Source organism: Nocardioides sp. GY 10127, from assembly GCF_004919085.1.
In the GTDB taxonomy this organism is placed as follows: Bacteria; Actinomycetota; Actinomycetes; order Propionibacteriales; family Nocardioidaceae; genus Nocardioides.
In genome coordinates, this window is record NZ_STGL01000001.1 from 278,188 (window position 1) to 304,386 (window position 26,199).

General features: G+C 73.8%; 21 protein-coding genes. 5 read left to right on the top strand and 16 right to left on the bottom strand.

All coding sequences use genetic code 11. From position 1 onward, the window contains the following. Positions 1-4: 4 nt before the first annotated feature. Entirely contained in the window at positions 5-1,009 is a 1,005-nt protein-coding gene (locus tag E8D37_RS01255) for a COX15/CtaA family protein (protein WP_136567924.1), read from the top strand. Here E8D37_RS01255 and E8D37_RS19670 read toward each other — a convergent pair. The 9 genes from E8D37_RS19670 to E8D37_RS01300 form a co-directional block, all read right to left on the bottom strand. Next, positions 973-2,208: a glycosyltransferase family 4 protein gene (locus E8D37_RS19670; protein ID WP_168929559.1), complete on the bottom strand. Its 1,236-nt coding sequence runs from the start codon at positions 2,206-2,208 to the stop codon at positions 973-975. The two genes, E8D37_RS01255 and E8D37_RS19670, sit on opposite strands and share 37 nt — an antisense overlap. Next, on the bottom strand, positions 2,205-3,260 hold the full coding sequence (locus tag E8D37_RS01265; RefSeq protein ID WP_168929560.1) for a glycosyltransferase family 2 protein: 1,056 nt from the start codon (positions 3,258-3,260) through the stop codon (positions 2,205-2,207). The genes E8D37_RS19670 and E8D37_RS01265 overlap by 4 nt, the downstream gene beginning before the upstream one ends. Then, positions 3,257-4,060: a polysaccharide deacetylase family protein gene (locus E8D37_RS01270; RefSeq protein WP_136567926.1), complete on the bottom strand. Its 804-nt coding sequence runs from the start codon at positions 4,058-4,060 to the stop codon at positions 3,257-3,259. Before E8D37_RS01270 ends, E8D37_RS01265 begins: the two co-directional genes overlap by 4 nt. Next, on the bottom strand, positions 4,057-5,172 hold the full coding sequence (locus tag E8D37_RS01275) for a glycosyltransferase (protein ID WP_136567927.1): 1,116 nt from the start codon (positions 5,170-5,172) through the stop codon (positions 4,057-4,059). Before E8D37_RS01275 ends, E8D37_RS01270 begins: the two co-directional genes overlap by 4 nt. Positions 5,173-5,464: 292 nt before the next feature. Continuing rightward, on the bottom strand, positions 5,465-8,014 hold the full coding sequence (locus E8D37_RS01280; protein ID WP_136567928.1) for a beta-galactosidase: 2,550 nt from the start codon (positions 8,012-8,014) through the stop codon (positions 5,465-5,467). After that, positions 8,011-10,494, bottom strand: coding sequence for a hypothetical protein (locus E8D37_RS01285; protein WP_136567929.1), 2,484 nt, complete (start codon positions 10,492-10,494; stop codon positions 8,011-8,013). Before E8D37_RS01285 ends, E8D37_RS01280 begins: the two co-directional genes overlap by 4 nt. Before the next feature lie 17 nt (positions 10,495-10,511). Next, a complete protein-coding gene (locus E8D37_RS01290) occupies positions 10,512-11,804 on the bottom strand; it encodes a glycosyltransferase family 4 protein (RefSeq protein ID WP_206055508.1) in 1,293 nt (430 codons plus the stop codon). Next, the gene (locus E8D37_RS01295; RefSeq protein WP_136567930.1) at positions 11,801-12,703 is read right to left on the bottom strand and encodes a glycosyltransferase family 2 protein; all 903 of its coding nucleotides are present in this window, start codon (positions 12,701-12,703) and stop codon (positions 11,801-11,803) included. Before E8D37_RS01295 ends, E8D37_RS01290 begins: the two co-directional genes overlap by 4 nt. A 263-nt stretch (positions 12,704-12,966) precedes the next feature. Next, on the bottom strand, positions 12,967-13,890 hold the full coding sequence (locus tag E8D37_RS01300; RefSeq protein WP_240770126.1) for a heme o synthase: 924 nt from the start codon (positions 13,888-13,890) through the stop codon (positions 12,967-12,969). Between the two features lie 291 nt (positions 13,891-14,181). Here E8D37_RS01300 and tkt point away from each other — a divergent pair, with 291 nt between their 5' ends. The 4 genes from tkt (at position 14,182) to pgl (ending at position 19,940) form a co-directional block, all read left to right on the top strand. Beyond that, the gene (tkt, locus tag E8D37_RS01305; RefSeq protein ID WP_276606449.1) at positions 14,182-16,281 is read left to right on the top strand and encodes a transketolase; all 2,100 of its coding nucleotides are present in this window, start codon (positions 14,182-14,184) and stop codon (positions 16,279-16,281) included. A 34-nt stretch (positions 16,282-16,315) separates the two neighbouring features. After that, positions 16,316-17,422 carry a transaldolase gene (tal, locus tag E8D37_RS01310; protein WP_136567933.1) on the top strand — a complete coding sequence of 369 codons (1,107 nt, stop codon included), beginning with the start codon at positions 16,316-16,318 and terminating at the stop codon, positions 17,420-17,422. Continuing rightward, a complete protein-coding gene (gene pgi / locus E8D37_RS01315; protein WP_136567934.1) occupies positions 17,419-19,074 on the top strand; it encodes a glucose-6-phosphate isomerase in 1,656 nt (551 codons plus the stop codon). The genes tal and pgi overlap by 4 nt, the downstream gene beginning before the upstream one ends. 119 nt (positions 19,075-19,193) lie before the next feature. Next, complete coding sequence (gene pgl, locus E8D37_RS01320; RefSeq protein ID WP_136567935.1) at positions 19,194-19,940, top strand: 6-phosphogluconolactonase; 747 nt, start codon at positions 19,194-19,196, stop codon at positions 19,938-19,940. 139 nt (positions 19,941-20,079) lie between these two features. On the opposite strand, the gene E8D37_RS01325 is transcribed toward pgl, so the two are convergent. The 7 genes from E8D37_RS01325 to yvcK all read right to left on the bottom strand — a co-directional run bounded on the left by E8D37_RS01325 (position 20,080) and on the right by yvcK (position 26,184). Beyond that, positions 20,080-20,439 carry an RNA polymerase-binding protein RbpA gene (locus tag E8D37_RS01325; protein ID WP_136567936.1) on the bottom strand — a complete coding sequence of 120 codons (360 nt, stop codon included), beginning with the start codon at positions 20,437-20,439 and terminating at the stop codon, positions 20,080-20,082. Between the two features lie 28 nt (positions 20,440-20,467). Next, entirely contained in the window at positions 20,468-20,707 is a 240-nt protein-coding gene (gene secG, locus E8D37_RS01330) for a preprotein translocase subunit SecG (RefSeq protein ID WP_136567937.1), read from the bottom strand. 100 nt (positions 20,708-20,807) lie between these two features. After that, on the bottom strand, positions 20,808-21,596 hold the full coding sequence (gene tpiA, locus E8D37_RS01335; RefSeq protein WP_136567938.1) for a triose-phosphate isomerase: 789 nt from the start codon (positions 21,594-21,596) through the stop codon (positions 20,808-20,810). A 4-nt stretch (positions 21,597-21,600) separates the two neighbouring features. Further along, a complete protein-coding gene (locus E8D37_RS01340; RefSeq protein ID WP_136567939.1) occupies positions 21,601-22,800 on the bottom strand; it encodes a phosphoglycerate kinase in 1,200 nt (399 codons plus the stop codon). Between the two features lies 1 nt (position 22,801). Continuing rightward, positions 22,802-23,797 (bottom strand): type I glyceraldehyde-3-phosphate dehydrogenase, encoded by a 996-nt coding sequence (gene gap, locus E8D37_RS01345; protein ID WP_136567940.1) that lies wholly within the window; start codon positions 23,795-23,797, stop codon positions 22,802-22,804. Positions 23,798-24,066: 269 nt separating this feature from the next. Then, positions 24,067-25,053, bottom strand: coding sequence for a DNA-binding protein WhiA (gene whiA / locus E8D37_RS01350; protein WP_136567941.1), 987 nt, complete (start codon positions 25,051-25,053; stop codon positions 24,067-24,069). A 120-nt stretch (positions 25,054-25,173) separates the two neighbouring features. Next, the gene (yvcK, locus tag E8D37_RS01355; protein WP_240770130.1) at positions 25,174-26,184 is read right to left on the bottom strand and encodes a uridine diphosphate-N-acetylglucosamine-binding protein YvcK; all 1,011 of its coding nucleotides are present in this window, start codon (positions 26,182-26,184) and stop codon (positions 25,174-25,176) included. Between the last annotated feature and the right edge of the window lie 15 nt (positions 26,185-26,199).

Below are 26,199 nucleotides of genomic sequence, written 5' to 3' on the forward strand. Positions count from 1 at the left end.
AACGATGAGCCACACCGACCCCGCGCCGACGTCCTCCGCGGCATCCTCCCCGACGTCCTCCCCGACGTCCTCCCCGACGTCCTCCACGGAGCCCGTCGACCGCCGTCTCGTGCAGATCCGGGTGGCCGCCTGGGCCTCGATCGTCGCCAACATCGTCATCGTGGTCACCGGCGGGGCCGTGCGCCTCACCGCCTCCGGGCTCGGCTGCCCCACGTGGCCGCGGTGCACGTCGACGAGCTTCACGCCGGAGGCACACCTCCACGGGATCATCGAGTTCAGCAACCGGATGCTCACCTACGTGCTGGTCGCGATCGCGATCTGGACCGTGGTGGCCGCGTGGCGCACCGGCCGGCGGGACCTCAAGCGGGTCGCCGTCTGGTTGGCGCTCGGCATCCCCGCCCAGGCCGTCCTCGGCGGCATCACGGTGCTCACCGACCTCAACCCGTGGATCGTGGCGGGGCACATGATCCTGTCGATGGCGCTCATCTGCACGGCCGTCCTCCTGCTCCAGCGCGTGGCCCGGCCGACGCCGGCCCGGGGCGGGGCGGGCGTGGTGCTCGCCTGGCTCACCTTCGCGGCCGGGTGGATCGTCATCTACCTGGGCACGGTGGTCACCGGGGCCGGCCCGCACGCCGGGGACGCGGACGCGCCCCGCAACGGTCTCGACCCGCTGCAGGTCTCCCAGCTCCACGCGGACGCGGTCTTCCTCTTCATCGGCGTCAGCGTCGGCCTGCTCGTCTGCCTCGTGGCCCTGCGGCAGCCGCGCGCCGCCGTGCGGGCCGCCGCCGTCCTGCTGGTGGTCGAGGCGGCCCAGTCCGTCATCGGCTTCGTGCAGTACTTCACCGGCCTGCCGATCGTCCTCGTCGGCGCCCACATGCTCGGGTCAGCGGTCATCGCCGCCACGATGACGTGGGTGCTGCTGCACGTGCGTCACCCCGAGGTCACCACGCAGCACCCCGGTGGGGAGCGGCCTCAGTCGGACGACGCCCTCGCCACCAGGTCCGCGTAGATCTCCCCCAGCCGGTCGGCCACGCTGCCCTGCCGGTAGCGCGCGACCTCGCGGCGCGCGCCGGACGCCAGCCGGTCGCCCAGCCCCTCGTCGCCCACCAGGCGGGAGATCGCGCCCGCGAGCGCCCGCGGGTTCCCGGGCGGGACGACGAGGGCCGACTCGCCGTCGGTGACCATGTCGGCGATGCCCCCCTGCTGCGTCGTGACGAGCGGGGCGCCGAGCGCCATCGCCTCGAGCACGGTCGTCGGGCACGGGTCCGGCCACTCGCTGGGCAGCACCGCGGCGCACGCGTGGCGGAACCCCGACACGACGCGCTCGTGCGCCCAGCCGTGCTCGACCAGCACCCCGGCGGGCAGGGTCCCGAGGTCGGCGTCCGGTCGCCCGACCATGACCAGGGACGGCTTGTCGACGCCGACCGTGCCCGGGAGCGACCGCCAGGCCTCGAGGAGCGTGCGGACGCCCTTCTGCTCGGAGAGGTCGCCCGCGAAGAATAGGTAGTCGCCCTCGGGGAGGGCGGGGTCCCGCGGCACGGGGCGCTCGTCGGTGAGGTCGTCGGGGACGAAGTTGGGCACGACCTCCCAGTCGACGCCCTGCTCGTCGAGGCGGTTGGCCTCCCCCACGAACGTGCTCACGGGCGTGTAGAGGTCGACCGCACGGCGACGCACGGGCAGGCCGCCCCGGACGAGGGAGTAGATGACCGGGCCGCGTCCGGCGCCGTAGTGGTCGGTGGTGCAGGGCAGGCACCGGCGGGGCGAGGGGCCTTCGCAGACGGCGCCGTCGCGGACCAGCCGCTTGGTGGCGCAGACGTGGCCGTAGTCGTGCAGCGAGTGCACGAGCGGGACGCGGTGGGCCGCCGGCACCGCCAGCCAGCTGTTGAGGAGCCAGTTGTGGCTGTGCGCGACGTCCGGGCGCAGGTCACGCGCCAGCCTGGCGAGGTCGCGTACGGTCCACGGGTCCGGTGCCGGCAGCGCCAGGGGCCGGTCCGCGGTCGGGTACAGCGCGGGGACGCGGGCCCCCACGTGGTCGAGCAGGTGTACGGTCACGCCTGGGTCCGCCTGCGGGATCCCGCGGTCGGTGGCGAGCGTCGCGACGTGGACGTCGTGCCCCCGCGCGGCCAGGGCGACGGCGAGGTTGCGGACGTGGCGCTCCTCCCCGCCGATGACGGGCGGGTAGAACTGTGCGAGCAGCAGCACCCTCACGCGGTCGCCTCCGCCCGACGGCCGGCCCCGCGTCCCGCCCCGGAAGGGCCACCGGTCGTGCCCTCCAGGGCTGCCCCGGCCATGCCGACGAGCACACCGAGCACCCCGACGACGATCCCGAGGGCGCGCTGACGACGGCCCGGCGTCACCAGGGAGCGGACCGCCGCGGCGGGCATCCGCAGGGCGAAGGCCCGCTCGTCGGAGAGCGCCGAGCCGCGAGCGGAGACCTGTGACCTGCTCGAGGACGTCCCGGCCTCCTCTTGCTGCACGAGACGGGCGAGGCGCACCTTCTGGGCCCCCTCGCTGCGGCAGCGGTCCCAGTAGAAGCGCCAGGTCAGCCTGTCCGCGGGGACGTGGTGGTGGATGACCGCGCCCGGGTGGAAGGCGAACGTCCCGCCCGTACGCCGGGCGGCGCGCAGGCCGAACTCGGCCTCCTCGCCTCCGCCGCTGACGCCGGCGCGGTGACCGAGGCCCGGGTCGTAGCCGCCGACCTCGAGGAACACGTCGCGGCGCAGCGCCGCGCACCCGCCGTAGATGTTGCGGATGCGTGCGAGGCGTCGCGGCAGCCCGGCGTAGCTGGCCCCCACCGTCCAGAGGAACTCCTCCGGCAGCCACGGCGGGCGGGCGGCGTCCCAGATCGGCACCGAGCGACCGCTGGCGCCGATCACGTCGGGCGCCTGGAGCGCCTCGACGAGCCGCTCCAGCCAGGTGGGCTCGGCTTCGGCGTCGTCGTCGAGGAACGCCACGACGTCGGTCCCGAGCCGGCGTGCCCCCTCGGTGCGCGCCACCGACACCCCCTGGTTGCGTCCGAGACCCTCGACGCGCTCCCCGGGCAGCCGCGCGGCGACCAGTGCGGTCAGGTGGTCGTCCCCGTCGACGACGACGAGGAGCTCCTCGGGAGGTCGGGTCTGCGCCCGGACGGAGGCGACGGCCGCGGCCACGAGCTCCAGCCGCCTGGCGTCATGAGTGCACACGAGGGCACCGACGCTCGGGGAAGGGGGTGAGCCCTGGGCGGGCGTGCTCGGGCTCTGCTCGGGCGAGCGCTGGTTCACGTGAGGACCTTCCCGGTGGTGCTGCGGACTGCGCGCCTCGTCCACCTCCACGGTGGGCCGGCCCATCGCTTCACGCGTGCCCGGAGCTCCGCGTCCTGCGAGCCCGCCACGCGCTCGAGCAGCCTCTCCGGTGTGTCGTCGGGGCCCACCAGGAGGCGGCTCACGGCGTAGGGGTCCTCCCCGCGGGGAGCCACCCGGTGGCCGATGGCGCACGCAGACCTGTACCCGGCCGAGTGCACAGTCATTCTCACCCTGTCGTCGTGGTACCCGTGCGGGTAGGCCAGCGAGTCGACCGGCTGCCCCGTGGCGTCCTGCAGGACCGTGCGGCTCTCCGCGACCTCGTCCGCCATCCGTCGCCGGGGCCGGGAGTCGAGGGGCACGTGGACGGCGGAGTGGCTGCCGATCTCCACCTCCGGCTCGGCTGCGAGACGGACGACGTCCGGCAGCCCCATGAGGCGCAGGTCGCCCGCGTCGGACAGCCAGGAGGGCGACGCTCCCAGCTCGCGCGTCGGCACGTAGAGCGTGCAGCGCGCCCCTGAGTCGCGAAGCACCCCCAGGCCGTGGTCGAGGAAGTCGGTGTACCCGTCGTCGACCGTCACCGCCACGTGCGGGGCGGGGGCCGGCCCACGCTCCCGCTGGTCCAGCGCCTCGGTGAGGCCGGTGAGGACGTAGCCGGCACCGGCGAGGGCGTCGAGCTGCTCCGCGAGGAGGCCCGGGTCGACGCTCAGCTCGCGCAGCGCCGTCGGCACGCGTCCCCCGATGGAGTGGTACATGAGCACCGGGAGGGCTGCGGTCGTCATCGGCCCACGCCGGACGGGGCGTGCGGAGTGTGCGGGGCGTCCGGGGCGAGGCCCAGGCCCCTGGCCAGTCCGACCCGCTGGCGCAGGTAGCCGGTCGCGGCCATGGCCAGGGAGACGACGATGCCGGCTGCCGCCTGCCAGCCGTCCGGGCGACCGGTCAGGCCGCGGGCGACGCCCCGCAGGACCCCGCGGGGAAGGACGCGGAGCACGTAGCCCCACTCGGTCGAGGTGGCGTCCCGGTCCCCCACCCGCGCCGCCATCGCCGCCTTCGAGACGCCCTCGAGCAGGCTGCGGTGGCGCAGGTAGCGCCAGCGCACGCGGTCGGACGAGACGTGGTGGTGCACGCGCGCGGCCGGCTCGAGCAGCACGCGAGCGCCCGGCAGCGCGCCGACGCGGATGCAGAGCTCGGTCTCCTCGCACCCGAGGGGAAAGGCCTCGACGCGGCCCGCGGACTCGTCGAAGCCACCGACGCGCCGGAAGACCTCCGTGCGCACGCTCATGTTGCAGCCCCACAGGTTGCGGACCGGGGTGAGGCGGGTGGGCATGCCGCGGTAGGTGCACCCGACGACCCACCACAGCTCCGGGGCGAGCTGCGCGGGCGCGCCGGCTCCCGGCCAGACGGGCTCGGCGTGGCCGCCGACCGCCGCGACGTCCGGGTCGCAGTAGGGAGCAAGGAGGCGCTCCAGCCAGTCCGGCTCCGGCACGGCGTCGTCGTCGAGGAACACCGTGACCTCGCTGCGCACCAGGGCGGTGCCCGTGTTCCGCGACCCCGAGGCCCCCTGCGGGCGCGCGTTGGCCACGACGAGCACCGGGTACGGCCCGGCGTCCTGCCCGCGCGCGAGCTCGCGCCGGGCGCGCTCCAGCATCGCGGGGTTGTGGTCGATCACCAGGACGACGGCGTCCGGCGTCCTCGTCTGGGCCGCGATGCCCGCGAGGCCGGCAACCACCTGCTCCCACCGTCGTTCCGTGTAGGCGCAGACGACGACAGAGGAGGAGAGGTGCCCTCGGTCCTCGACGAGGGCGGTGCCGGTGTCAGGAGCCGGGCTCCCCCGGTGCGCGGTCCGCGTCGGTGCCGTCGTGGCCGCTCCGGTCGGTTCCGTGCGCGGGGTCATCGCGCACCTGCTCGGGACGCAGGGTCAACGCGTAGCGTCGGCAGGCGCAGTGGCCGCAGTCGGAGCCGGGGCGGTAGTGGGTGTGCGCGGCCCGGGCGTGGCCGCAGCGGCACGACCGCTCCGACAGCCAGGTCCGCAGGCCCACCCGGGCTCCTCTCCACCACGTCTCGTGCCTGGTCAGCGGTGGTGCCAAACCAGGCGGCGCCTGAGGGTAACAAGGCGGGCGGGGGCGTGTGGGCGCCTCGGGCGCGGTCCACCCGTTCGTGTGGTGCCGAGCTCACGTGCGGGCGGGTCATGAGCGTCCTCCGGTCCACGCGCGGAGCGCGTCGTAGGTGCGGTTCGGTCGGCCGGCGCGGTCGAGCAGCGTCCAGGACGCGGGGTTCCACGGGGTCGGGTGCAGGTAGTACCAGGACAGGGCGGTGACGTAGGGCGTGCAGGTGGCGAGCCCGTAGGCCTCGGTGAGGTACCCGGCGCGCGTGGCGTCGCTGACGGCCGCGACCCCGTCGTGGCCGCGCGTGCTGTAGCCGAGCTCGCCGATGTAGAGCCCGAGGTCGGAGTCCCCGTGCGCGACGAGGACGCGCCACAGGTCGCGGTAGCCGAGGAACGTGTCGTCGTAGGCGCCGAACGTGCCCTGGTAGGGCGCGGCGTCGTCGACGGCGTCAGGGGCGTTCGAGCCCGGCCAGGGGTGCACGCCCACCAGGTCGAACGGGCGGGCCTCCCCGAGGGCGGCGTAGACCCGCCGGAGGTAGCCGAGGTCGTTCCCGTCGAGTCCGCCCGTCACCACCTGGGCAGCGGGCAGGAGGCGGCGGAGGGTGGGCGTGGTCGCCTCCAGCAGCGCGGCGTAGGCGGCCGGGTCGGCCCCCGTCGTCCAGTACTCGTCGTTGTCGGGCTCCGACCAGACCTCGACGTAGGCGACGCGCCCGGCCAGGTGGCGGGCGACAGCCGCGACGAACGTCCGCCACCGCTTCAGCTCGGCGGGCGTGGTCGGCGGGCGCCACTGCGCGGCCGCCGCCGATCCGTCGCCGGTCCCCAGCGCCCAGGCCGGCGAGCCGCTCAGCACGATCCGCACCTCGAGCCCGGCGGCACGGGCGCTGCGCACCACCCGGTCCACCGCCGTCCACCGCCAGCGGCCCTCCTCGGGCTCGACCGCCTGCCAGGCGACCGAGGTGGAGATGACGTCGGCGCCGGCGTCGGCGGCCCTGCTCACGAGACGGTCCACGGCCGCCTGGGAGCGCACGGGGTGCGCCGCACGCCCCGTGGACGCCTCCACCCCGAGGTCCACGAGGGGCCCCGGCTCGGCGTCGTCGGGCGTGCAGACGGACGCCGTCAGGTCGTCGTCGTCCGGGGTGGCCGTCCGCCCGCGGACCGTCACGACGGCCAGGGCGGCGACCATCGCCAGCACCAGGAGGCCGAGCAGGATGCTGGTCGTCCGCAGGCTCACTGCCCCGCGGTCGCCCGCGGCCGCCACCGTGCTCGGGCGAGGGGGGTCCGCCTGCTCGGCAACATCCGGCACGTCCTCCCCCACGTCCTCACCCAGGTCCTGCTGGGAGGCGCGTGCCACCAGGAGTCGCCGTGGCGTCGGGGCGACCCACGGACACCCGCCGAGGGTGCGACGGACGAGGCGGGAGGCGAGCACGGCCTCGAGGAGCAGGGAGGACGTCCAGCCCACGGCCACCCCGGCCGCACCGGCGGCGAGGCCACCGACCGCGGCACCGAGCAGCTCCAGCACGAGGGCGGCGACCGCCAGGCGCGAGGCCAGGGCGAACCGCTGCTCGGCCCGCAGCACGACCACGACGTGGTCCTTGACCACCATCCACAGACCGGCCGGTACGAGGAGCGCCAGCAGGTGCGAGGACGACTCGGCGTAGCCGTCGCCGAACAGGGCCATCACCGGCCGGCCCAGCACCCACGCCCCCAGGACGAGGACCCCGCTGAGGGCGAGGCCGGCCGGGAGCGTCGTGCCCACGGACCGACGCAGCTCCCGCGTCCCGGCTCGGGAGCCGTGCGCGAAGAGGGCCACGGAGAGGAGGTAGGGCGGCAGGAACGCGAACGTCGCGGCCAGCCAGGCCAGCGCGAAGGCCGCGTTGTCCTCCGCCGGCAGGACGAGTGCGGCCACGACGGGCACGAGCTGGGTCGCGGCGGCGACGGCGAGCGTGAGCACCTGGTGGTGGGCCGCCGCCGAGGCGTGGCTCCGGAGGTCCGCTAGCAGCGACGGCCGGGAGGACGGCCGGCCCCGCGGGGCCACCCGCCAGACGACCAGGACCACGGACAGGGCCAGCGGGGCGACCCAGCAGGCCTGGAGGACCAGCTGGTCGTGCACCCCGGCCGCCACCAGGGCGGCGGCCACGGGGAACCGGGCGCCGGCGGCCAGCAGGTTGCGCCACACCTGCCACGAGGAGCGGCCCAGACCGAGGGTGGCCTCGTCGGTGACCACGCCGGCGGCGGCCGCGACGACCCCGAGCACGAAGAGGGTGAGGGAGCCGGGGCCGGCGAGCGCGGTCCCGAGCGCCCCGCCGAGCAGGCCGGCCGCGCCGAGCAGCGCCACCACCAGGGCGAGACCACCGGCACCGACGCAGGCGACCAGGAGGCCCCGCAGCAGCACCACCCGCTGGCGGCCCGGGTCCAGGCCCGGCAGCGCCGCGACCAGGAACGTGCCCAGGCCCATGGCCACCAGCGAGCCGACGAGGGTCTGGGTGCTGATGGCCGCCGAGGCCGCACCGACGCCCTGGGCCGGGACGAGCCGGGCGACCAGCACCCAGAACAACAGGCCGAGGCCGGTGCCGAGCAGCTGTGCCGTCAGCAGCGAGCGGAAGGGCGCGAGGACGCCGTGCGCGCGGCTCATCCCTCGCCCCCCGAGGAGCTCGACGAGCCCGAGGTCGCGCCCGAGGTGGACGCGAGGGTCGTCTCCGGGGACGGGGCCAGGGCGGCGTCCGTCAACCCGTGGTAGGCGCTGAGCCCGGCCGCGGCCCCCGCGACAGCGAGGAGCACGACGGCGACGAGCGTCGCCCAGAACCCCGCGCGCCGCTGCGCCCACGGTCGGCGGGGCGCGGCGGGCGGATCGGCGCGGCCGGCGCGCACGAGGACGGCGCCGACGGCGATCAGGCCCAGCACCAGGGCGCCCTGGACCGGCGGGTAGCCGCCGAGCAGGCCGAGCAGGCCCACGAGCATGGCCCCCGGCAGGAGCAGGGCCGCCGTCACCAGGTGCTGCGGCCGGGGCCGACGGAGGACCGCCGCCACGTACCGGCGTCGCCACCACAGCAGCACGCCGGCGCCCCCGGCGACCACCAGGGTCTGCCACCACCGCGCGTCCCCCGGCAGCCCCGGGTCCGCCCGGTCGGCGAAGTGCTGGGTCTCCCCGCGCAGCGAGCGCACGTCGTAGACGACGACCCCGCCGGAGTCGTAGACGACGTCGAAGCCCTCCACCCCGGCGAACTTGGTCATCATCTCGCGCGTGGGGGTCTGGGCGGTGGCGCCGTAGCTGGAGCCGGCCTCGAAGTAGGAGCTGGAGAGCACCGTGTGCCCGATGATCCGTTCGTCGACCACCAGGAAGTCCACCTTGTTCTCGACGAGCAGGTCGAGCACCTCGTCGTCGACCGAGGTCGCGGTGAAGACGGGCGTGAGGTTGTCGTCGCCCGCCTGCTGGGTGACCGCGTCGACCGGGGCGAAGTCCGGGATGACGCGGTCCATGGTGAGGTCGGAGGCGATCCGGGAGCCGGCGGGCAGGTACTCCCCCGCCCAGCGGGCCACCGCCACGGTCTGCGCGTCGACGGAGCGCTGCTCGGCGCCCGGCAGGTAGGGCCCGGGGACCCGCTGCCAGTCCGGCCCGCCACCCAGGACGATGCCCCCGATGATCATGACCAGGGCGGCGGGGACGAGGACGCGGCGCAGGCGCGGCAGCCGCGGCACCAGCCAGACGGCGGCGACCAGCGCGGTGGCCAGGCACACGAAGGTGGTGGCGCGGTCGGCGACCTCGGAGGCCGTGGGGAAGAACCGCACCGCGTAGACCGCGGGGTAGGCCGAGGCGCTCACGAGCAGCAGCCAGCGGACCCGGGTGCGGCCGAGGAGGCTCCCCCGCAGGGTGCCCCAGAGGCTGGGCGCCAGGAGCGCGCACCACAGCAGGATCGACAGCCCCATGACGGCGATCTCCCACAGCGCGCTGCGGTTGCCCGAGCTGTCCGCGAGCACCTCGCGGCTGCCGCTCGAGCTGAACGTGAGGAGGTTCCACAGCTCGCCGCCGGTGGTCTCGAAGATCGGCCCCAGGTAGGTGACGAGGAGCGGGGCGACGACGGTCGTCCAGGCCGCCGCGAGGAGCGTGGCGACCTCGGCCACCACCAGCACCGTGCGGGCGCGGGAGCGGGCGGTGGAGGCCTGCGCCTCGTCCTCGCGCACCCGACGGGCCTCCAGGGCGAGCAGGACCACGAGGAACCAGAGGCCGGCGAGGTAGAGCCAGCTGGTGAGGTGGTGGGTGACGGTGAGGGCGGCGGTGGCGCCCAGCGAGGCGCCCAGGAGCACGAGCCGCTGTCGTCGCGGTCCGGCGAGGGACGCGGTCGTCACCCCACGGAGCAGGAGCGCGAGCGCCACCACGAGGAGCCCGAGCGCCGGGGTCTGGTACGCGAACTGCGCGTTGAAGAAGTAGAACTGGGGGCTGGCCGCGTACAGCAGGACGGCCGTCCCGCCGACCAGCGTCGGCGAGATTCTGGCGCCCTCGGGACGGAACCGACCGGCGAAGCGGCCCACCAGGGTCCCCAGCGCGAAGAGACCCGCGACCAGCAGGGCCCGCGAGCCTGCGTCCACCACGGCGATGCTCGCCACGACCGGGAGGCCCGTCGTCCAGTGCACGGCGGCCGTCGCGAGCTCCAGCCCCGGGTAGTACGGCGAGACCGGGAGCATGGTGTTCGCGGTGAAGAGGCCGTCCCCGTCGAGCAGGTCGAGCAGGGTGCGGACGTGGAGCGTCTCGTCGAAGCGGGTCGCCATCACCGGGTCGGAGAGGAACCACGAGGCCCAGAGCGTGAGGCCCAGCAGCTGGGCGGCCGCGAACCGCTGCCGACCCCGCAGCCGCGGGGAGGTGAGCAGCGCCGCGAACGGCGCGATGATCGGGACCAGCCCCAGGTAGTAGGGCCAGAGCGCCAGCTGCGCGTGGCCGGCCCAGCCCAGGACGTAGCCCACGACCTGCAGCGCGAGGCCGGCGCAGGCCAGCGCCAGGGCACCGCGCACCGGGGCGTCACGGACCACGGCCTCCGCGGGGCGCCGCAGGGGCCCGGGGAGGGCCGCCAGCACGGCCGAGGACGCGTGCCTGCCCGGGGGCGGCTGCTCGTCGTTCATGGCGTCGCCGGGGCTCCTCACCGGCGGTGGGACGCAGCGGGCTGCGCGCGGGGGGTGGACGTCGGCACCGCCGCGACCGGACGGTCCGAGGCGTCACAGTAGGCGACCTCCAGCGCGTCGACGCACCCCTCCCAGGTGGGGAGCTCGGTGACGTCCGGCACGCGCGGGTCCCCCAGCTGAGCCGCGACGGCGGCGGCGACGTCCTCGGCGGGCGCGTCCGCCTCCACCGTCCGGGCCCAGCCCAGCTCGCCGAGCTCGGTGAGGCCCGACGTCCGTGCCACCACGACCGGACGGCCCAGGTCGAGGGCCTCCATGACGGCGACGGGGTGGGCCTCGTAGTCGCTCAGCAGCACCACGCAGCCCGCGCGGGCGAGACTGCGCGCCATCTCCGCACGGTCGCGCGGCGGGACCAGGCGGACCGTCACGCGGTCGGCGACGCCGAGGCGCGCCGCCAGCGCACGCAGCTCACCCTCGTAGGGGCCCGCTCCGAGGATCTCCAGGCGCGCCTCCGGCACCCGCTCCAGCAGCGCCGGCAGCGCGGCGACGGCCCGCTGGTGCCCCTTGTACTTCTCCAACCGGCCGACGGTGACGACGAGCCCCGGCTCGACCGCGGGCGCGGGGACCGGCGCCGGCAGGGAGCCACCGTTGCGGACGAGGCGCACCGGCGCCCCGACCGCCTGCTCGAACCGGCGCACCTCGAACTCCGAGACCCCGACCAGCAGGCGGGCCCGGCGAAGCAGCGGCCCCAGCAGCCGCCACTGGGTGCCGCGCGCGCGGGCGCGGAGCTCGCTCGTCGCGCCGCCGGAGTGGAAGGTCAGCAGGTAGGGGGTGCGGCGCAGCCAGGCGCCGAGCATGGCCACCGGCGGCACCAGCGTGTGCACGCCCTGGACGTGGACGAGCTCGCGCCGGCGCGTCAGCAGGGCCAGGAGCAATCCGGGGCTCGCGTACCAGTCCCGGGTCCGGGGGTACGCGCGGTAGCGGCGCACGACGTAGCCGTCCGTGCGCTCCGTGCGCAGGAGGTCGCCCGTGCGGTCGGTGGTGAGCACCTCGAGCTCCCACCCCCGGGCGGCCAGCCTCCGCGCCACCTCGGCGACGTGGGACTCGATGCCGCCCAGGTCAGGCTGGGCCCTCGTGGACACCATGGTCACGCGTGGACGTCGCGGGGAGGCCGCCAGGTCCTCACCCGCCGGCACGGAATGGAGCGCCGGGCGGGCGACGGACCGCAGGCGCTGGGCCGTCGCCGAGCCGAGGGCGAGGACGACGAGCAGGACGGCCCAGCCGCCCGTGCGCCGACGCTGCGGACGCGTCACGAGGCGACCCGTCCCGCCTCGCGCAGGCGCGGCAGGTGCCGTCCGGGGCGCTCTCGCCGGCCGGCACCGCCACCCATGCCGCGGCCGGCGCGCACGCGCTCGGTGGCGATCGTGCGCAGGACCCGGATGCCGTCGCGGACCGCGTGCAGGTTGCTGGCGCCGTGCAGGCGCAGGCGCTCCACGCTCGGCACCTCGGTGATCGCCGAGTCCGCGGCCGCGAACCGGCAGGCGATGACCGTCTCGATCTCGAACCCGTCACCCCAGAGCATCGTGCCGTCCGGCGAGGGCTGCTGGGACTCCGGCAGGTCGAGCACCGGCAGCTGGTCCGCCCAGAAGGCGTTGTAGCCGTAGCAGAGGTCGCTGAAGCGCGTGCCGAACGCGGTGTTCATGGCCAGGTTGAGGCCGTGGTTGCCGGTGGAGCGGACCGCCGTGATGTCGGCGCTGCCGGCGTCCCAGCCGTAGCGCGTGCCCTTGGCGAAGTCCGCGCCCTCGGTGAGGGCGTCGACGAACGCGGTGATCTCGCTCGGGTCGGCGCTGCCGTCCGCGTCGAACATCACGATGACGTCGCCGCGCGCGGCCGCGAAGCCGGCGGCCAGCGCGTTGCCCTTGCCGCGGCGGCCCTGGCGCACCACGCGCACGGTCGGCAGCAGGCGCTGCGCGACCTCGACGGTGTCGTCGACGGACCCGCCGTCGATGAGGACGACCTCGGCGATGCGCTCGTCCGCCTCCCGGAGCTCCGGGAGCACGGCCTCCAGGTTGCGGGCCTCGTTCAGCGCCGGGACGACCACGGAGACGGACGGGACGGACGGCCGCGAGGCCGCCCGGGAGAAGGACGAGCGAGCCTGCCCGCTCGTCCTGTACGCGTCCCGGGACGACCCCGGGCGTGCGTGTGCAGTCATGTGTACCCCCCATGGTTCACAAGCGGTGCACATCTGTGCCCGCCGCTCTTGACCTTGCCCACTCGGGGGCGGTCTACACCACCTGTAGGAGAGGGAGGAGGTCACATCGCGACTGCACGACGAGTTCTCAGCGCGTTCTCCGGCGTGAGGCCCCTACGCGCCCGGAGGAGCCTTCGGGCCCAGCCGGAGGGGCGGCGCGGCACGCCCCTAGCGCACAGGCCACGGGTGTGCTCCGGCGGCGGCAGCGGAGGTGCGGTGCGGGGTCAGTGGAAGATCAGCGGGTCGACCGCGACGGCCACGAAGAGCAGGCTCAGGTACAGGTTCGAGAGGTGGAACAGCCGCATGGGCTGGATCTCGGTGAGGTCGTCGGTGCGGCGCGTGCGGCCCCACATGCGGTGCGCCTCCACGAGGAACACCGCACCGAGGACGACGGCCACCACCGGGTAGAGCAGGCCGGTGCCCGCGACCGGCCACAGCAGCAGCGACGTCACGACCGTGGCCCAGGTGTAGAGCACGACCTGCTTGCCCACCTCGGCGGCCGGGCGCACGGCGGGCAGCATCGGGACGTCGACCCCGGCGTAGTCCTCGCGGTAGCGCAGGGCCAGGGCCCAGGTGTGCGGCGGGGTCCAGAAGAAGACGACCAGGAACAGGATGATCGGAGTCCACGCCAGCGACCCGGTGACCGCGGTCCAGCCGATGAGGGCCGGGAAGCAGCCGGCGAGGCCGCCCCAGACGATGTTCTGCGTGGTGCGGCGCTTGAGCAGCATCGTGTAGACGAGCACGTAGAACGCGTTCGCCCCGAGCGAGAGCGCCGCCGAGAGCGGGTTCACCAGGGTGAGCAGGACGGCGGTCGAGGCGACGGCCAGGACGGTGCCGAACACGAGCGCGGCGACCGGGCTGACGATGTGCCGCGGGAGGGCACGCCGACGCGTCCGACGCATCTGCTCGTCGATGTCGCGGTCGTAGACGCAGTTGAACACCGAGGCCGAGCCCGCCGAGAACGTCCCGCCGATGACGGTGCCGACGACGGTGAGCAGGTCCGGCACGCCCCGGGCCGCGAAGAACATCACCGGAACGGTGGTCAGCAGGAGCAGCTCGATGACCCGCGGCTTGGTCAGCCCGACGTACGCGGCGACGACGTCGCGCCACGTGGTCGGCTCGGCCGCGGAGCCCGTCCGACGACCGATCGCACCGGTCGCGTGGGTGGGGGCATCGGTGTCACGATCGTCACGCGGTGAGGCGGACGAGGAACCGACGTACGTCACAGATGACCTTCGATCCTGCGGGTGGGTGAGGCGATGAGATGCGCCGGGAAGTCTACTGCCCAGGGTGAGTAGGCTCGGAATCGACTGGGAACAGGCCGGTACCCGAGCCCGTTGCCCCGAAGGCCGCCCCGGGTCGTCCATGCCGAGGACCCGCCGGCGCCGCCGACGCTGATGAGAAGGCTGCCACTGAGCAGCCACGAGAGGATCTTCCACGTGACCACAAGCGAGCAGCTCGACTGGACCGACCTCGACCGCAAGGCGGTCGACACCGTCCGGGTCCTGGCGATGGACGCGGTGCAGAAGGTGGGCAACGGCCACCCCGGCACCGCCATGAGCCTGGCCCCCGCGGCCTACCTGCTCTTCCAGAAGGTCATGCGGCACGACCCGGCGGACCCCCGCTGGATCGCCCGTGACCGTTTCGTGCTCTCGTGCGGCCACTCCAGCATCAGCCTCTACATCCAGCTGTACCTGGGCGGCTTCGGCCTGGAGCTGGACGACCTCAAGGCGCTGCGCACGTGGGGCTCGAAGACCCCCGGCCACCCGGAGCTCGGCCACACCGCCGGCGTCGAGGTCACCACCGGTCCGCTGGGCCAGGGCGTCGCCAACGCCGTCGGCATGGCGATGTCCGCCCGCCGCGTCCACGGGCTCCTCGACCCGGAGGCGGCCGAGGGCGAGAGCCTCTTCGACCACCACGTCTACGTGCTCTGCTCGGACGGCGACCTGGAGGAGGGCGTCAGCGGCGAGGCCAGCTCGCTCGCCGGCACCCAGGCCCTGGGCAACCTGACGATGATCTACGACCGCAACAAGATCTCGATCGAGGGCGACACGGACGTGGCCTTCACCGAGGACGTGGCCAAGCGCTACGAGGCCTACGGCTGGCACGTCCAGACGGTCGACTGGACGAACGGCGGCACCGAGTACGTCGAGGACGTCCCGGCCCTGCACGCGGCCGTCGTCGCCGCGGGCGAGGTCACCGACAAGCCCTCGCTGATCGTGCTCGACACCGTCATCGCGTGGCCCGCCCCGAACGCCCAGGGCACCGAGGCCGCCCACGGCAGCGCCCTGGGCGCCGACGAGGTCGCCGCCACCAAGCAGGTCATGGGCTTCGACCCGGAGCAGACGTTCGAGGTCCCGGACGACGTCATCGCCCACACCCGCTCGCTCCTCGAGCGCGGCGCCTCCTGGGGTTCCGAGTGGGACGAGCAGTACCGGGCCTGGGCCGAGAAGAACGCCGACAAGGTCGACCTCCTGCACCGCCTCAAGGCCCAGGAGCTGCCCGAGGGCCTCGCGGCCGCCCTGCCGGTCTTCGAGGCCTCGGAGAAGGGTGTCGCCACCCGCTCCGCCAGCGGCCAGGTCATCAACGCCATCGCCGGCGTCATGCCCGAGCTGTGGGGCGGCTCCGCCGACCTCGCCGGCTCGAACAACACCACCATCAAGGGCGCGCCGTCCTTCCTGCCGTCGACCACGACCGTCGAGGAGTACGAGGCGGACCCGTTCCAGGGCCGCGTCCTCCACTTCGGCATCCGTGAGCACGGCATGGGCGCGATCATGAACGGCATCGCGGCCGATGGCATGACCCGCGTCTTCGGCGGCACCTTCCTGACGTTCTCCGACTACATGCGCGGCGCGGTCCGCGTCGCGGCGCTGTCCAAGCTGCCCGTGGTCTACGTCTGGACGCACGACTCCATCGGCCTGGGCGAGGACGGCCCGACCCACCAGCCGATCGAGCACTTCGCCGCGCTGCGCGCCATCCCGGGCCTCGACTTCGTCCGCCCGGCCGACGCCAACGAGACCGCCGCCGCCTGGGCCGCCATCCTCGCGAACACCGACCGACCGGCTTCCCTGGCCCTCACCCGCCAGAACGTGCCGACCTTCCCGCGCGGCGAGCAGGGCTACGCCACCACCGAGGACGTCGCCAAGGGTGGCTACGTGCTGCTCGACACCGACGGCGAGCCCGACGTGGTCCTGATGGGCACCGGCTCCGAGGTGCAGCTGGCCGTCCAGGCCCGCGACCTCCTCGCCGCCGAGGGCGTCCAGGCCCGCGTGGTCTCGCTCCCCTGCCTGGAGTGGTTCGAGGAGCAGGACCAGGCCTACCGCGACACCGTCATCCCGCCGCAGGTCAAGGCCCGCGTCTCGGTCGAGGCCGGCATCAAGATGGGCTGGCGCGAGTACGTCGGCGACCACGGCCGGATCGTCTCGCTCGACCACTACGGCGCCTCCGCCGACTTCGCCCGCCTGTACTCGGAGTTCGGCATCACCGCGCAGGCCGTCGCCGACGCCGCGCGCGACAGCATCACGTCCGTCCGGGCCTGAGCGCCCACCGACACACACGTTCCAGGAGGAACACATGAGTGACCGTCTCAAGGCGCTGGCCGACGCCGGCGTGTCCATCTGGCTCGACGACCTCTCGCGCGAGCGGATCGAGACCGGCAACCTGGCCGCCGTCGTCGCGGAGAAGTCCGTCACCGGCGTCACGACCAACCCGACCATCTTCCAGGGCGCCATCGCCAACGGCGAGCGCTACGACGCCCAGGTGCGTGAGCTCGTCGCCGCCGGCAAGGACGTGGACGAGGTCATCTTCGCCCTCACCACGCAGGACGTCCGCAACGCCTGCGACATCCTCGCGCCGGTCGCGGCCTCCACGAAGTACGACGGCCGGGTCTCCATCGAGGTGGAGCCGGGCCTGGCCAACGACACCGAGGGCACCATCGCCTCGGCCCGCGCCCTCTGGGCGGAGGTCGACCGCAGCAACGCCCTGATCAAGATCCCCGCCACGCTCGAGGGCCTGCCCGCGATCACCGCCGTCATCGCCGAGGGGATCAGCGTGAACGTGACGCTGATCTTCAGCCTCGAGCGCTACCAGGCCGTCATGGACGCCTACCTCACCGGCCTCGAGCAGGCCCGGGAGGCGGGCCTGGACCTGTCGAAGATCAACTCGGTGGCGTCCTTCTTCGTCTCGCGCGTGGACTCCGAGGTCGACAAGCGCCTCGAGAAGATCGGCTCCGACGAGGCCCTGGCCCTGCGCGGCAAGGCCGCCGTCGCCAACGCCCGCGTGGCCTACGGCGCGTTCGAGGAGGTCTTCTCCTCCGACCGCTGGAAGCAGCTGGAGTCCGCCGGCGCCAACCCGCAGCGTGCGCTGTGGGCCTCCACCGGCGTCAAGAACCCCGACTACTCCGACACGATGTACGTCATCGACCTCGTGGTCGCCGACACCGTCAACACCATGCCGGAGAAGACGATGGACGCCGTCGCCGACCACGGCGAGGTCAAGGGCGACCAGGTCAGCGGCACCTACGCCGACGCCCAGGGCGTCCTCGACGCCGTCGCCGCCGTGGGCGTCGACTGGGCCGAGGTCATGACCCTGCTCGAGGACGAGGGCGTGTCCAAGTTCCAGGACTCCTGGAAGGACCTCGTGGCCAGCGTCCAGTCGCAGATGGACAAGGCCGCCCAGTGAGCGCCCCGATCGACCCCACGTCCACCGCGGCGTGGGGTCGGTTGGCCTCCCGGGCCTCCGGCTTCTCCCCCGACCTGCGCGCCTGGTTCGACGCCGACGCCACCCGGGTGGAGAAGCTGACCCACCAGGCCGCCGACCTCCACGTCGACCTCTCCAAGAACCTCGTGGACGACGACCTGGTGGCCGACCTCGTGGCCCTGGCCGGCGAGGTGGGGCTCGAGGCGCGTCGCGACGCGATGCTCGCGGGCGAGCACATCAACGTCACCGAGGACCGGGCGGTGCTCCACACCGCCCTGCGCCTGCCGTCGGAGGCCACCCTGGTGGTCGACGGGCAGGACGTCGTCGCCGACGTGCACGAGGTCCTGGGCCGGGTCTACGACTTCGCCGACCAGGTGCGCTCGGGCGAGTGGACCGGGGTGACCGGGAAGCCGGTCGCCACGGTCGTCAACATCGGGATCGGCGGCTCCGACCTGGGCCCCGTCATGGCGTACGAGGCGCTCCAGCCCTACGTCCGCGACGGCCTGGAGTGCCGGTTCATCTCGAACATCGACCCGACCGACGCGGCCACCACGCTGGCCGGGCTGGACCCCGAGACGACGCTGTTCATCGTCTCCTCCAAGACCTTCGGGACGCTGGAGACGCTGACCAACGCCCGCCTGTGCCGCTCCTGGCTCCTCGCGGGCCTGCAGGAGGCCGGCATCGACACCGGCGAGGCCGTCGCGAAGCACTTCGTGGCCGTCTCCACCAACCTCGAGAAGGTCGCGGACTTCGGCATCGACCCGGCCAACGCCTTCGGGTTCTGGGACTGGGTCGGTGGCCGGTACTCGATGGACTCCGCGATCGGCACGTCGCTGGCCGTGGCCATCGGGCCGGACGCGTTCGCCGACCTGCTGGCCGGCATGCACGCCATGGACGAGCACTTCCGGACGGCTCCCCTGGGCGAGAACGTCCCGGCGCTCATGGGTCTGCTCAACGTGTGGTACTCGAACTTCCTCGACGCCCACACGCACGCCGTCCTTCCCTACAGCCAGCTGCTGCACCGCTTCCCGGCGTACCTCCAGCAGCTGACCATGGAGTCGAACGGCAAGAGCGTCACCTGGGACGGCAAGGCGGTCACCACCGGCACGGGCGAGGTGTTCTGGGGCGAGCCCGGGACCAACGGCCAGCACGCCTTCTACCAGCTGATCCACCAGGGCACGCGGATCGTCCCGGCGGACTTCCTGGCCTTCGCCGAGCCGGCCTTCCCGCTCAAGGACGGCGAGACCGACGTCCACGAGCTGTTCCTGGCGAACTTCTTCGCGCAGACGCAGGCGCTGGCCTTCGGCAAGACGGCGGACGAGGTCCGCGCCGAGGGCACCGCGGAGGCGATCGTCCCCGCGCGGGTGTTCTCGGGCAACCGGCCGACGACGTCCATCATGGCGCCGGCGCTCACGCCGTCCGTGCTCGGTCAGCTCATCGCGCTGTACGAGCACATCACGTTCACCCAGGGCGTGGTGTGGGGCATCGACAGCTTCGACCAGTGGGGCGTCGAGCTGGGCAAGCAGCTCGCGTCGGCCCTCACTCCGGCGGTCGCCGGGGACGAGGCCGTCGCCGCCGCCCAGGACGCGTCCACCCAGGCGCTGGTCGCCTACTACCGGCGTCACCGATCCTGACCCGCCCCCAGCGCGCCTCCACCCCACCCTGATGGCACGCTGACCACCGATCCCGGCCCGGGCACGCCACGCGAGCCCGGGCCGGGTCACGTCCCACCCCGCACGACCACGGAGGTCCCATGTCCCCGCTGCCCGACCGTCCCGCCGCCCGCGTCGAGGTCCACCCCGACGCCTCGGCCCTCGCGACGGCCATCGCCGGCGAGCTGCTCAACCGCCTCGCCGACGTCCAGGCCGCCGGCCGGACGCCCCACGTCGTGCTGACCGGCGGCACGATCGCCGACGCCATGCACGCCGAGGTCACCCGCCTGGCCGACGCCTCGGGCGTCGACCTCACCGAGGTGGAGTTCTGGTTCGGTGACGAGCGCTTCGTCGCCCCGGACTCCCCCGACCGGAATGTCGGCCAGGTCCGACGGGCCTTCCTCGACCCCGCCGGCGTGCCCGCGCGTCGGGTCCACGCCATGCCGTCCACGCAGGACGCCGAGGACGTCGACGCGGCCGCCGCGCTCTACGCCGACGAGCTCGCCGAGCAGGGCCCGGAGGCCTTCGACGTCGCCATGTTCGGCGTCGGCCCCGACGGCCACATCGCCTCGCTCTTCCCGGGCTTCCCGCAGCTGGCCGAGGAGTCCGCCACGGTCCTCGGCGTCCGCGACGCCCCCAAGCCCCCGCCGGAGCGGATCACGCTGACCTACCCGGCGCTGGCGCGGTCGCGGGCGGTCTGGTTCCTGGTCAGCGGTGAGGGCAAGGCCGAGTCCGTCGCCGCCGCCCACGCGGAGGGGACCACGAAGGAGCAGATCCCCGCCGTGGGGCTCATGGGGACCGAGGACACCCGCTGGTTCCTCGACACCGGGTCCGCCTCGCAGCTCTGAACGGCAGCCCAGCAGCAGGAGCGGACCGCGCTGCGTCCGCCCCGGCACGACGAAGGCCCCCGACCTGAGGTCGGGGGCCTTCGTGCTGGGCCGTGAAGCTGGGCCGTGAAGCTGGGCCCTGCTGCTGGACGCGTGTGCGTCAGAAGATCAGGTCGCCGGACGCGCGGCGGCTGCGCAGCAGCGAGAGCGCCTCGTCCAGGATGTCCTCGGCCTCCTTGTCGGAGCGACGCTCCTTCACGTAGGCCAGGTGCGTCTTGTAGGGCTCGATCTTGGGCGCCGGCGGCGGGTTCTCGGAGTCCCGGCTCGCGGGGAGCCCGCACTTGGGGCAGTCCCAGCTGTCGGGGACGGTCGCCTCGACCGAGAACGCCACCACGACGCGGTGCTCGTGCGAGCAGTAGTACGACACGGCCTGGCGCGGCGCGGCCTCGCCACGCTCCGCCTCGCCCATGGGGCCCGCGCCGACGCGGCTCCCCCGGATCGCGTTTCCTCCACCAGCCACAGCGGTTCCCTCTCCCCCGTCGTCGCAGTCAGTAGGCGTAGAGCATGCCGAGGGCGATCACCGTGGCGAACCACAGGACGCCGGTGGCGATGGTGATCCTGTCCAGGTTCTTCTCGGCCACCGACGAACCGCCCAGGGAGCTGCTGACGCCGCCGCCGAACATGTCGGACAGACCGCCGCCGCGCCCCTTGTGGAGCAGCACGAGCATGACCATCAGCGCGCTGGAGAGCACCAGCACGATGGTGAAGACGAGAATGAGGAGATCCACGGGCGCGATCCTACGTGAAGGTGGTCAACGACACCGGCAGCGGGCCCACAGGACCCGCTGCCGGTGTCGGCCGGTCAAGACCGGTCGGTCAGGACGGCTCTCAGACCGTCGGCAGCTGCGCATAGCGGCAGATGCCGGAGAACTCCTCCGCCTGGAGGCTCGCGCCGCCGACGAGGCAGCCGTCGACGTCGTCCTTCTCCATGATGGCGGCCGCGTTGGCCGCCTTCACCGAGCCGCCGTAGAGGACGCGGACGCCCTCTGCGGCCTCGGCGCCGAGGTTCTCGGCGACCCAGCCACGGATCGCCGCGCAGACCTCCTGCGCGTCCTCGGGGGTCGCCACCTCGCCGGTGCCGATGGCCCAGACGGGCTCGTAGGCCACGACCAGGCCGGCGACCTCGTCGGCGGTGAAGCCGGCGAGGCTGCCCGCGACCTGGGCGAGGGTGTAGGAGACCTGCTCCCCCGCCTTGCGCACGTCGAGGGGCTCACCGACGCAGACGATCGGCGTCATGCCGGCCGCGAGCGCCTTGCGCGACTTCGTGTTCACGAGCGCGTCCGACTCGCCGTGGTACTCGCGGCGCTCGGAGTGACCGGTGACGACGTAGGAGCACCCCAGCTTCGCCAGCATGCCCGCGGGGATCTCGCCCGTGTAGGCACCGCCGTCGTGGGCGGAGACGTCCTGCGCGCCGTAGCGGATCGACAGCTTGTCGCCGTCGACCAGGGTCTGCACCGAGCGCAGGTCCGTGAACGGCGGGACGACGACCACCTCGACACCGGAGTAGTCGTGCTTCTTGTCGTCGAGCGTCCAGGCGAGCTTCTGCACGAGGGCGACGGCCTCGACGTGGTTGAGGTTCGCCTTCCAGTTGCCCGCCATGAGGGGCGTGCGTGCCATGCGGTCAGTCCTCCAGGATCTGCAGGCCGGGGAGGGTCTTGCCCTCCAGGTACTCCAGCGACGCGCCGCCACCGGTCGAGATGTGGCCGAAGTCGTCGTCGGCGAAGCCGAGCGCGCGCACCGCGGCGGCGGAGTCGCCGCCGCCGACCACGGAGAGACCGTCCACGCCGGTGAGCGCCTGGGCCACGGCCCGGGTGCCCTCGGCGAACGCCGCGACCTCGAACACGCCCATGGGGCCGTTCCAGAACACGGTGTGGGCCTCGGCCAGCACGGCGGCGAACGCCTTGCCGGACTCGGGGCCGATGTCGAGACCCAGGCTGTCGGCCGGGATCGCGTCCGCGGCGACGACGGTCGGGCTCGGCGTCACGTCGCCGGACGGGAAGGCGGTGTCGACCACGACGTCCGTGGGCAGGACGATCTTCACGCCCAGCTCGTCGGCCCGGGCCAGGTAGGACCGGCAGGTGTCGAGCTGGTCGGCCTCGAGCAGGGACTTGCCGACCTCGTGGCCCTGGGCCGCGAGGAAGGTGAAGACCATGCCGCCGCCGATGAGCAGCGTGTCCGCCTTGCCGAGCAGGTTGTCGATGACGCCCAGCTTGTCGGAGACCTTCGAGCCACCGAGGACGACCGCGTACGGCCGGACCGGGGACTCCGTGAGCCGCTTCAGCACGTCCACCTCAGCGGCCACGAGGCCACCCATGGTGTGCGGGAGCAGCGTCGCGATCTCGTAGACGCTGGCCTGCTTGCGGTGGACGACGCCGAAGCCGTCCGAGACGAACGCGTCCGCGAGCGCCGCGAGCTGCTGGGCGAACGCCAGGCGCTCGCCCTCGTCCTTGCTGGTCTCGCCCGCGTTGAAGCGGACGTTCTCCAGCAGGGCGACCTCGCCGTCGGCGAGGCCGGCGACGGTGGCCGTGGCGGACTCGCCGACGGTGTCGGTGGCGAAGGCCACCGGGGCGCCGAGGAGCTCACCGAGCCGACCGGCCACGGGCGCGAGGGAGTACTTGGCCTCCGGAGCGCCCTTCGGACGACCGAGGTGCGCGGTGACGACCACCCGCGCCCCGGCCTCGGCCAGGGCACGGATGGTCGGCACGCTCGCGCGGATCCGGCCGTCGTCGGTGATGGTGGTGCCATCGAGGGGGACGTTCAGGTCGGAGCGGACCAGGACCCGCTTGCCGGCGACGTCCCCGAGACCGGGGAAGTCGCTCATGTCAGAGGGTCTCCCCGACGAAGGCGATCAGGTCGACGAGGCGGTTGGAGTAGCCCCACTCGTTGTCGTACCAGCCGGCGACCTTGACGGTGCTGCCGAGGACCTTGGTCAGCGGCGCGTCGAAGATGCAGGAGGCCGGGTCGGTGACGATGTCCGAGGACACGATCGGCGCGGTCGAGTACTTGAGGAACTTGCCGTCGGCCGCGGCCTTGACGATCTCGTTGACCTCGTCGACGGAGGTCTCGCGCGGGGCCTCGAAGGTGAGGTCGGTGAGCGAGCCGGTCGGGGTGGGGACGCGGAGGGCGTAGCCGTCCAGCTTGCCCTTGAGCTCCGGGAGCACCAGACCGATCGCCTTCGCCGCACCGGTGGAGGTGGGGACGATGTTGAGGGCGGCGGCGCGGGCGCGACGCAGGTCCTTGTGGATGTTGTCCTGGAGGTTCTGGTCCGCGGTGTAGGCGTGCACCGTGGTCATGAGGCCCTTGGTGATGCCGAGGCCGTCGTTGAGGGCCTTCGCCATGGGCGCGAGGCAGTTGGTGGTGCACGACGCGTTGGAGATGACGGTGTGGGCCGCCGGGTCGTACAGCTCGTGGTTGACGCCCATCACGATCGTGATGTCCTCGTTGGAGGCCGGGGCCGAGATGATGACCTTCTTGGCGCCGGCGTCGACGTGGGCCTTGGCCTTGGTCGCGTCGGTGAAGAAGCCGGTGGACTCGACGACGACGTCCACGCCGAGGTCGCCCCACGCGAGGTTGCCGGGCTCGCGCTCGGCGGAGACCTTGATCTCCTTGCCGCCGACGATGATGGCGTCGTCGGTGGCCGAGACCTCGTCCGGGAGGACGCCGAGGATCGAGTCGTACTTCAGCAGGTGCGCCAGGGTGGCGTTGGCGGTGAGGTCGTTGATGCCGACGATCTCCACGTCGGCACCCGAGGCCGCCACGGCCCGGAAGAAGTTGCGGCCGATCCGGCCGAATCCGTTGATACCTACACGAACGGTCACTGCTGCTCCTGCTCAGATAGTCAGGTGGTGGTCGCGGCGAGTTCTGTCCCGCCGCTGCGAGGCCTGGTTCGGTCCAGACGACTCGACCCTAGCGGTCTTCACTCCCCGCGTGACCCCCGTGGACCGTGCTACGAGCAAGTAACGGCGTGATGTCGGACTCGCTTCACCGGACGGACGCGTCCGCGTCGCCCATCCCACGCCGTGGGAGGGGCCAAAGCCCCTGTCGCGACGCAGAGGCCGACGCCCCGGCGGGTGCCCAGGCGGCTGCCTCAGGCGTCCTCGGCGAGCAGCTCGGGCGACAGCGACGCCTCGGTGTCCGGGATGCCCAGCTCCTCCGCGCGCTTGTCCGCCATGGCCAGCAGCCGGCGGATACGCCCGGCGATCGCGTCCTTGGTGAGGACCGGCTCGTGCAGCTGACCCAGCTCCTCCAGCGAGGCCTGCTTGTGCTCCAGGCGCAGGGCACCGGCCATCTTCAGGTGGTCGGGGACCTCGTCCCCGAGGATCTCCAACGCCCGCTCGACCCGGGCGCCGGCCGCCACGGCCGCGCGCGCCGACCGGCGCAGGTTCGCGTCGTCGAAGTTGGCGAGCCGGTTGGCGGTCGCCCGCACCTCGCGGCGCATCCGGCGCTCCTCCCACGCGAGCAGGGACTCGTGGGCGCCGAGCCGGGTCAGGAGCTGACCGATGGCGTCGCCGTCACGGATCACCACCCGGTCCACGCCGCGCACCTCGCGGGCCTTGGCGGAGATGCCGAGCCGCCGGGCCACGCCCACGAGGGCCAGCGCCGCCTCCGAGCCCGGGCAGGTGATCTCCATGGCGCTGGAGCGGCCGGGCTCCGTGAGCGAGCCGTGCGCGAGGAAGGCCCCGCGCCAGGCGGCCACCGCGTCGCAGGTCCCGCCGGAGACCACCGCCGGGGGCAGCCCGCGGACCGGTCGCCCGCGGCCGTCGAGGAGGCCCGTCTGACGGGCCAGGGAGTCGCCGTCACGGTGGACGCGGAGCAGGTACCGGCTCCCCCGGCGCAGGCCGTTGCCCTGCACCATCACGATCTCGGAGGACGCGTTGTAGATCTCCGCGATGTCCTTGCGCAGCCGTCGGGCTGCGGCCCCGGTGTCCAGCTCCGCCTCGATCACCACACGCCCGCTGACCAGGTGCAGCCCGTTGGTGAACCGCAGGGTCGTGGCCACCTCCGCCTTCCGGCAGCACGTGCGGGTGACCGGGGTGTTGGCGAGCTCCGCCTTGACCTGTGCCGTCATCGCCATGCGGCCGATCCTGCCACGCTCGACCCAGCCTGACGGGCAACGGGGCCACCCACGCGCCCGGGCGTGTCGCGGACCCGTTCGGGCACGTTCGGGCACGGGCCGGGCGCGCGACGCTCGACCTCAGCGGCCGACGCGCGCCTCCACCAGCCGCTCCAGCGCGCCGGCGAGCAGGTGCACGTCGTGACGGGGACTTCCGTCGTCGCAGGCGACGTCCGTGACGACCACGCGGGCACCGCAGGCCGCGGCCTCCCGCTCGAGGTCGGGGAGCGTGGCCGGGTCCACGAGCTCGGGGTCGAGGATCGACGGGTCGACCAGGACGACGTCCAGCCGCAGGTCCGGTGCGTGCTCGCGCAGGACCCGCAGGTGGTCGGCGGGCGCGAAGCCGCCCGTCTCCCCCGGCTGCTCCGCCAGGTTGAGGACGACGGCCAGGCGGGCCGGCGTGGAGACGAGGGCGTCCCGCAGCCCGGGCACCATCAGGTGCGGCAGCACGGAGGTGAACCAGGAGCCGGGGCCGAGGAGCACCCAGTCGGCGGCCAGCACCGCGTCGACCGCCTCGGTGCAGGGGGCGGGGTCGGCGGGCTCGAGCGCGACGGACTCGATGCGCCCGGCGGTGGTGGCGACCTCGACCTGGCCTCGCACCGTCGTCCGGGCGTCCGGGGCCCCGGGCTCCGCCCCGCGCACCACGGCGCGGATGTCCATCGGCGTCAGCGCCATCGGCAGCACGCGACCGCGCGCACCGAGCAGGCGACCGACGAGGTCGAGGGCGGCGACGTGGTCCCCGAGCTGCTCCCACAGCGCCACGATGAGCAGGTTGCCCACGCTGTGGCCCCGCATGTCGCCGTCGCCCGCGAAGCGGTGCTGGAGCACCTGCTCCCACGTCTCGCCCCAGTCGTCGGAGCCGCAGAGGGCCGCGAGGGCCATCCGCAGGTCACCCGGAGGCAGCACTCCGAACTCCGCGCGGAGGCGGCCGGACGAGCCACCGTTGTCCGCGACCGTCACGACGGCGGTCACCTCGCCGACCACGTCGTCGTAGGTCAGCTCGCGCAGCGCACGCAGGGTGGCGTGGAGGCCGTGGCCCCCGCCCAGGGCGACGACCCGGGCACCCGGCCGTTCGGACGGCGGGGGCGGCAGTGGGATCTCGGGGAC